Raw genomic sequence first — 7,538 nt, forward strand, 5'->3', positions numbered from 1 at the left:
GTGCGAGACGCACAGCCCGGAGCCGCCCCGGTCGACCCCGCGGTGGGTGTCGCCGGACCTCGCGACCCGGAGCGCCCCGGGGCCCCCCCCCGCGCTCGGGGAGCTGGCCCCGGAACCACTGCCACATCCGGTCGCCGGAATGGATGAAGAAGATCGAACAGAACAGGGCCAGGAACGCCGCCGTGCCCGCCTCCACGACCCGCCCCGCACTGCTGAGCGCCCTGCTGATCAGCGCCGCGCGATGCTGTGACACAAAGGCGGTGACCTTGTCGTGGACCCCCGACAGCGCACCGTGCCGCACATGGAACGGCGGCCCCTCCAGCCACCGCTCGATCCGCCCGATCCCGCCGCGCAGCTCACCCACCAGCCGGCCCGCCTCCGCGGCCGCCGCGGTCCCCACCAGCGCCAGCAGCCCCAGCACCGCGAACAGTGTGCCGAACACCGCCAGCGCCACCGCAAGCGGCCTGGGACACACCCGTGCCAGCAGATCGGCCAGCGGGCGCAGCAAGGCGGTGGCCACCAGCGCCAGGAACACCGCGATCGCGACGAGCTCGAACCGCCCCAGCACCGTGAACGCCAGATAGACGGCCACCCCGACGACCATCAGACGCCATGCGTACGCGGCGGCCAGCCGTAGCCCGGGATGGACCCGTCCGTTCTCGTCCCCCGCCCGGCGCACCGCCGCCGTCAGGGCCGCGGAGCCGGAGCGGCGGGCCCGCGCCACCGCCCGCGAGGCCCGCCCCGCCGATCCGCCGGTCATGCCACGCCGAGGGCGTACGCCCCGCCCTCCCGGTCGCTCGGGCGGGGGAGGAGAGTCGCTGCTCACGTCGGCGCCACCGCCTTCTGCGTCCGGTCCTGCGCGGCGGAAGAGAATGGTGATTCATCCTCATACGCATAGATTCAATCAGGGTGGCCGTCCGGGCGCCGGACACCTCTCCCCGGCGCGGCGGCCCGTCCTCTCCGCGGCGTGGGGGCAGTCCTCTCCCCGGCGCGGCGGCCATCCTCGCCCCCTGCCGTTCCGCACCCGCGCCCGCCTAAGATCGCCCTGGTCACCCGCTCGCCAAGGCACTCTGCAAGGAGCCGCTCGTGACATACGACATCACCGCCATCCGCGCACAGTTCCCCGCGCTGAAGGCCGGGTCGGCCCACTTCGACGGCCCGGGAGGCACCCAGACCCCGCTCCCCGTCATCGAGGCCGTCTCCGACGCGCTGGCCAACCCCCTGGCCAACCGCGGCCACCTCACCGCGGGGGAGCGCAACGCCGAGGCCCTGGTCCAGTCGGCCCGGCAGGCCATGGCCGATCTGCTCGGCGCCGACCCGGCCGGGATCGTCTTCGGGCGCAGCGCCACCGCCCTCATCTACGACTTCTCCCGCACCCTCGCCAAGACCTGGTCACCGGGCGACGAGGTGGTGGTGTCCCGGCTGGACCACGACTCCAACATCCGCCCCTGGGTCCAGGCCGCCGAGGCCGCCGGGGCCACCGTGCGCTGGGCCGACTTCGACCCCGCCACCGGCGAGCTGACCCCCGATGACATCAGTGCCCAGCTCGGTGACCGCACCCGGCTGGTGGCGGTCACCGCCGCCTCGAACCTGATCGGCACCCGCCCGGACATCCCGGAGATCTCCCGGCGGGTGCACGCGGCCGGGGCGCTGCTCCACGTCGACGGCGTGCACTACGCCGCCCACGCCCATGTCGACATCCGGCGGCTCGGAGCGGACTTCTTCGTCTGCTCCCCCTACAAGTTCCTCGGCCCCCACCTCGGCGTGCTGGCAGGCGGCCCCGAGCTCCTGGAGACCCTGACCCCGGACAAGCTGCTCCCCTCGACGAACGCCGTCCCCGAGCGCTTCGAATTCGGCACCCTGCCCTATGAATTCCTCGCCGGGACCCGCGCCGCCGTCGACTTCCTCGCCACTCTCGACCCCGGCGCCGAAGGCAGCCGCAGGGAGCGGCTGGCCTCGTCGTTCGCGGCCCTCGAAGAGCATGAGGCCACGCTGCGCGGGCGCGTCGACGAGGGGCTGGCCGCCCTCGACCCGCTCACCATCCACTCCCGGGCCGCGGACCGCACCCCGACCGTGCTGCTGACCATCGACGGCCGTGACACCACCGACGCCTACCGCTACCTCGCCGGCCGTGGCGTCGACGCCCCCTCCGGTTCGTTCTACGCGCTGGAGGCATCCCGCAGGCTGGGCCTGGGCGACACCGGGGGACTGCGCATCGGCCTGGCCCCCTACACCAGCACCGAGGACGTGGACCGGCTGCTGGAGGCGCTCTCGGACTTCCTGCGCACTCCGGCCCCGCGCGGCTGACTCGCCCGGCGCTCATCGGCCGGTCTCACTTCTCGGCGGCGTTCCCTTCGAGGAGCCCCGCCACGAGTCCGCGGGCATGCGCGGCGTCCAGCCCGGCGGGGCGGAAGAGGATGCGGTACATCAGGGGCGCCACGACGTGGTCGACGACCGTCTCGACGCCGGGAGTGCCCTCCCCACGTTCGGCCGCGCGGGTCAGGATGACATCGACCTGGTCGGCGGCGTAGGCCGAGCACTGGCCGGCGTTGCTGCCGTCCGGGTCGCCGAGCAGGGCGTCGCGGATGTAGGCACGTCCGGCCGGGGAGGCCATCTCGTCGAGGAACTGCTCGGCCCAGGCCGTCAGATCGGACTCCAGACCGCCGTGGTCCTGGGGCGTGGTCTCGGGCCGCAGGCGCTCGACCGCCACGTCCGACAGCAGTTGGGTGAGGTCTCCCCAGCGGCGGTAGATCGTGGAGGGGGTGACGCCCGCGCGCTGGGCGATCAGCGGCACCGTGAGAGCGTCGCGGCCCACCTCCGCCTCGAGCTCGCGCACGGCGGTGTGCACCGATGCCTGGACCCGGGCGCTGCGCCCCCCGGGGCGCACCATCTGCTTGCTCATTCATCCCACCTTAAAGCAAATCTGTTGCTTCTGGGGAGGCGGTGCGCCCCGGGGTCGCTCAGTGGACGCGTCAGGCCGCTTGCGCCGGCTCGCGGGCGGGCCGCGTCCGCTCGTAGGCGTGACCGACCCGCAGGAGCGCGCTCTCCCCGAGCGGACGCCCGAGCAGCTGCATGCCGATCGGCAGGCCCGCCGTGTCGTGGCCGACCGGGACGGACAGCGACGGCACCCCGGTGAGGTTGGCGGGGGCCGAGAGGCGCACATAGGCGTCGGAGACGGCCTCGACCGTGGCCGCCCCGGCCCGGGAGCGCTACAAGCCCGGGCGCCCGCCCCCGGCCCCGGGGGTGGGGGGGGGGGGGCGCGCCGGCCCAACTTGGCGTCGGCCCCGGCCCGGTCGGGGCCGGCCGCCATGGTTTTTCGTCCCGGGCCCGCCGGCCACCGCGGTCGCCGGGACCGTCGGGGCGGCGATCACGTCGACGTCCTCCAGCATGCGCGCCCACTCGCGCCGCATCAGCGTCCGGGAGCGCTGGGCGCGCAGATAGTCCCCGGCGGGCATCAGCTCGCCCGCCTCCAGCAGGATGCGCACATCCGCCTGGTACAGCTCCGGTGCCGCGCGCAGGGTGCGCTCGTGGTAGGCGGTGGCCTCCGGCACCATCAGGCCCCACTGAGTGGCCTGGATATAGCGGGTCATGGGGATCTCGACCTCGACGAGGCGGGCGCCGAGGGCCTCCAGCCGGTCGACGGCCCGCCGGACCGCGGCCTCCACCTGCGTGTCGACGTGCTCGAAGTAGTAGTTGCGCGGCACGCCGACGCGCAGTCCCGTCAGATCCTCGGCCGTGTCCGGCCGGTAGTCCCGCGCGGGGACGGCCAGGGAGGCGGGGTCGCGGGGGTCGTGCCCGGTCAGGACCGCCAGGACCAGGGCCTGGTCCTCGACGGTGCGGGTGAGGGGGCCGACGTGGTCCAGCGACCACGACAGGGAGGTGACGCCGTGACGGGGGACGAGGCCGTACGTCGGCTTGAGTCCGACGACTCCGTTGAGCGCGGCGGGGACGCGGATGGATCCGCCGGTGTCGGTGCCCAGGGCGAAGGCCGCGGTGCCCGCGGCGACGGCCACGGCGGATCCGCCGCTGGAGCCGCCCGCGACCCGGCCGGTGTCCCAGGCGTTGCGGGTCTGCGGAGTGGTCAACCCGTAGGCGAACTCATGGGTGTGGGTCTTGCCGACCAGGACCGCGCCGGACGCGCTGAGTCGGGCGGCGACCGTGCTGTCCGCCTGGGCGCGGTGGTCGGCGCGGACCCGGGAGCTCGCGGTGGTGGCCACACCCGCGACGTCGATCAGGTCCTTCAGGCCCATCGGGATGCCGTGCAGCGGGCCGCGGAGGCGGCCGGCCGCGGCGTCGTCCGCGGCCTCGCGCGCCGCCCGGCGCGCCTGCTCCGCCGTCACCGTGGCGTAGGCGTTCAGCTGGGGTTCCAGCCGCTCGACGCGGTCCAGGACGGAGTCCACCAGCTCGACGGGGGACAGCCGCCCGGTCCGGATCGCGTCGGCGGCCGCGGTGAGGGACAGCTCATACGGCCGCATCGTGCCGCTCCTCTCCGGCGCGGTAGGCGGGGGCGGGCGGGGTGTCGCCGAAGTCCAGCTCGCGCAGGACGGCGACGACGGCGTGGATGTGGTTGGCGGTGGCCGCCGCGGCGGCGTGACGCTCGGCCGGCAGCGGGAGCCCGGCGCGTGCGGCCCAGTGGGCCGCCTCCGGAGGGGTGAGTTCTGCGGCGGACAAGGCGTCTCCCTCATCAAGATAAAAGCTAACTGTTTGCGTTAGTCGACTGTAGGGCCTACCGTGCCTTAAGGCAAACGGATTGCGTTTAGAGAGAGCGGGCCATGCACACACCCCAGGCCATCGACATCCCCTTCTGGACCGTGGGCGACATCGCCGTCCACCGCATCGACGAGGTGCTCCTGCCGCCGCGGACCGGGCCGTGGCTGCTGCCCGACGCCACCGCGGACGTGGTCTCGCGACAGGACTGGCTGCGCCCCGACTTCGCCGACCAGGACGGCACCCTGCGCATCGCGAGCCACAGCTTCGCCTTCGAGGTGGGCGGGGCGCGGGTCCTGGTCGACACCGGCATCGGCAACGGCAAGACGCGGGCCAACCCGGCCTGGCACGGTCTGCGGACCGACTACCTGGAGCGCCTGGCCGCCGCCGGGTTCCCCCGGGAATCCATCGACCTGGTGATCCTCACCCATCTGCACACCGATCACGTCGGCTGGAACACCCATGAGGTGGACGGTGCGTGGGTGCCCACCTTTCCGCACGCGCGCTACCTCACCTCCCGCACCGAGCGGGAGTTCTGGGCGACCTACGACATGGACGAGCCGCGCACCCAGATGTTCCTCGACTCCGTGATCCCGGTCGAGGACGCCGGACGGCTCGATCTGGTCGACGTCCCGGACGAGGGCACAGAGGTCATCCCCGGACTGCGGCTGATCCCCACCCCCGGGCACACCCCCGGCCATATCGCCCTCCAGCTCGACAGCCGCGACGAGCGGGCACTGATCACGGGCGACTGCGTCCACCACCCCGTCCAGCTCGCCCACCCCGCCATCGGCTCGTGTGTCGACATCGCCCCCGAGCAGTCCGAGGCCACCCGCCACAAGCTCTTCGGCGCCCTCGCCGACACGGGCACCCTTCTGCTGGGCACCCACTTCCCGCCGCCCACCGCCGGTCATGTGATCACCCACGAGAACGCCTACCGGCTCTCGCCCGTGCTCCCGGGCGCGCGCTGACGCGCCCCTCCGCGGGTGGTGGTGTTCGCCTGGATGTTCCCGTGGGGGCGGTATTGGGGCCGGGGCGGTGCGACGGGCAGGCTCGTGGGTGCTGTGGCTGTTCCGTATGGGAAGGGGTCTCCCTTGGCCGGTGTGTTGCCGCGTGGCGATCGGCTGCCGTCGTTGACGGGGCTTCGCTTTCTGCTGGCCGGTGTGGTGTTGGCGGGCCATGTGCTGACGCTGGGCAGATTCTTCGAGGACCAGGGGGTCTATGAGGCCGCCGACGCCTCGTCCATGGCGAGCGCGGCGGCGGTCTCCTCGTTCTTCCTGCTCAGCGGTTTCGTACTGGCGTGGAACGCCTCTCCGGCCGACACCGCGGTCCGGTTCTGGCGCCGCCGGCTGGTGAAGATCTTCCCCAACCATATGGTGACCTGGTCACTGATGCTGGGCCTGCTCATGGCGACGGGCACCGCCGCGTTGCTCCCGGTGCCGGACCCGGGGCTGGGGGAGGCGGTCCGGAATCTGCTGCTGGTGCACGCCTGGGTGCCGGACATGGCCGATTTCAGCAGTGTCAATCCGGTGACCTGGTCCATCTCCTGCGAGGCGTTCTTCTACCTCCTCTTCCCCCTGCTGATCCGGCCGGTGCGCGCGCTCCCGGAACGGTTGCTCTGGCCGGTGATCGCCCTGGTGGCGGGGCTGGTGGTGACGATGCCGCTGGTGGCGATGGCCGTCACCGACGAGGCGGCGCGCGGGGGTTGGTCGCCGCTCTCGACGCAGCGCTGGTGGCTGATCTACTTCTTCCCGCCGGTGCGGCTGCTGGAGTTCATCCTCGGACTGGTGCTCGCGCGGGCGGTCCAGCTCGACCGCTGGCCGACGCTGCGTCCGCGGTGGCCGCTGCTCGCCCTGGCGGGAGTCTTCGCGGCGCGGACGGAACTGCCCGAGGAGTACCTGTGGGGAGCCGCGACCTGTCTGCCGATGGCCGCCCTCATCCCGGCCATCGCCACCCGCGATATCGAAGGGCGGGAGAGCCTGCTCGGGCGCCGTGGCCCGGTGTTGCTGGGCGAGGCGTCCTTCGCGCTGTACATGGTCCACTTCCCGCTGCTGTACGAGATCCGGGTGCTGCTGGACCGGCGGACGTTCGACACGGTGACCGCCGCACTGTTGTCCGTGGTGGTGTCGGCGTTCTGCGTGGCGGTGTCGCTGCTGCTGTGGCGCGGCGTCGAGGTGCCGATGATGCGCCACTTCGCCCGCCCCCGTGGCCGTCCCGTACCGACCGCCGGCCCCGCGCCCGGCGACCAGACCACACCGCTGCGCCAGCAGGACCCCGCGCCCTGACTCAGGCGGCCCGTGCGCATCGCTCAGCCTGACGACGTGGCGACGCGTACGCGGTGGCTTTCGCCGTCGGAGAGGAACGACGCCAGTTCCCGGCCCTCCTCCCCGACGGCGGTGCGGTCGGCCGAGGAGAGGCGGCCCAGCGGGGTGACCACCACGGTGGCGGCGTCGACCCTCCAGGTCGCGGCGACACGGCCGTCCACCAGCACCACGCGTTCCCCGGCCACCGAAAGGCCGCGGTGGGCGTCGTCGATGATCCGGCCGCGGTCGTGGTACCCGAGGATCGCGTTGTCGAACGCGGGCAGGAACCGCACCGGCGCCGGTGTGTCGGGGTCGGGACGTGGCGCGCCGGGGAGGTCGAACAGCTCCCGGCCGCCGGGCAAGCCGGTAGGGTGCACGTCCACCCCGATAGGCGCCCCCCCCCCGCGCGGGGCGCGCGGGTCGGCTCCCAGAGTCCCCCGCCGCCCCCCCCCCCGGCGCGCGCCGGGGGCGCCCGCGACCCGGGGTAGCGTCACGTTCTCCTTGACGCTCCAGTCGGGGATCGTCGAC

At 73.4% G+C, this 7,538-nt stretch carries 7 protein-coding genes and 1 pseudogene; 3 read left to right on the forward strand and 5 right to left on the reverse strand.

Annotation, left to right across the window (positions count from 1 at the left end; translation table 11 throughout):
- The coding region (locus ACFXB5_RS17975) for an AI-2E family transporter (RefSeq protein WP_385208594.1) at positions 1-760 on the reverse strand (760 nt) is incomplete at its 3' end.
- Between the two features lie 326 nt (positions 761-1,086).
- Here ACFXB5_RS17975 and ACFXB5_RS17980 point away from each other — a divergent pair.
- A complete protein-coding gene (locus ACFXB5_RS17980) occupies positions 1,087-2,307 on the forward strand; it encodes a cysteine desulfurase-like protein (RefSeq protein ID WP_385208597.1) in 1,221 nt (406 codons plus the stop codon).
- A 25-nt stretch (positions 2,308-2,332) separates the two neighbouring features.
- Here ACFXB5_RS17980 and ACFXB5_RS17985 read toward each other — a convergent pair whose 3' ends face one another.
- The 3 genes and pseudogenes from ACFXB5_RS17985 to ACFXB5_RS17995 form a co-directional block, all read right to left on the reverse strand.
- The gene (locus ACFXB5_RS17985; protein ID WP_385208600.1) at positions 2,333-2,902 is read right to left on the reverse strand and encodes a TetR/AcrR family transcriptional regulator; all 570 of its coding nucleotides are present in this window, start codon (positions 2,900-2,902) and stop codon (positions 2,333-2,335) included.
- A gap of 70 nt (positions 2,903-2,972) precedes the next feature.
- Positions 2,973-4,475, reverse strand: a pseudogene (locus ACFXB5_RS17990) (amidase).
- Complete coding sequence (locus tag ACFXB5_RS17995) at positions 4,462-4,671, reverse strand: hypothetical protein (RefSeq protein WP_201852173.1); 210 nt, start codon at positions 4,669-4,671, stop codon at positions 4,462-4,464. The pseudogene ACFXB5_RS17990 and the gene ACFXB5_RS17995 overlap by 14 nt, the downstream one beginning before the upstream one ends.
- A gap of 101 nt (positions 4,672-4,772) precedes the next feature.
- Between ACFXB5_RS17995 and ACFXB5_RS18000 the strand changes: the two genes are divergently transcribed.
- Together ACFXB5_RS18000 and ACFXB5_RS18005 are read left to right on the forward strand one after the other, a co-directional pair.
- On the forward strand, positions 4,773-5,678 hold the full coding sequence (locus tag ACFXB5_RS18000) for an MBL fold metallo-hydrolase (RefSeq protein WP_385208604.1): 906 nt from the start codon (positions 4,773-4,775) through the stop codon (positions 5,676-5,678).
- A 132-nt stretch (positions 5,679-5,810) separates the two neighbouring features.
- Entirely contained in the window at positions 5,811-6,992 is a 1,182-nt protein-coding gene (locus tag ACFXB5_RS18005) for an acyltransferase family protein (protein ID WP_385208728.1), read from the forward strand.
- Between the two features lie 23 nt (positions 6,993-7,015).
- Here the strand turns inward: ACFXB5_RS18005 and ACFXB5_RS18010 are convergent.
- The coding region (locus tag ACFXB5_RS18010; protein WP_385208606.1) for a DNA glycosylase AlkZ-like family protein at positions 7,016-7,538 on the reverse strand (523 nt) is incomplete at its 5' end.

Origin of the sequence: Streptomyces sp. NPDC059455 (genome assembly GCF_042750115.1) — a bacterium.
Taxonomy (GTDB): Bacteria; Actinomycetota; Actinomycetes; order Streptomycetales; family Streptomycetaceae; genus Streptomyces; species Streptomyces endocoffeicus.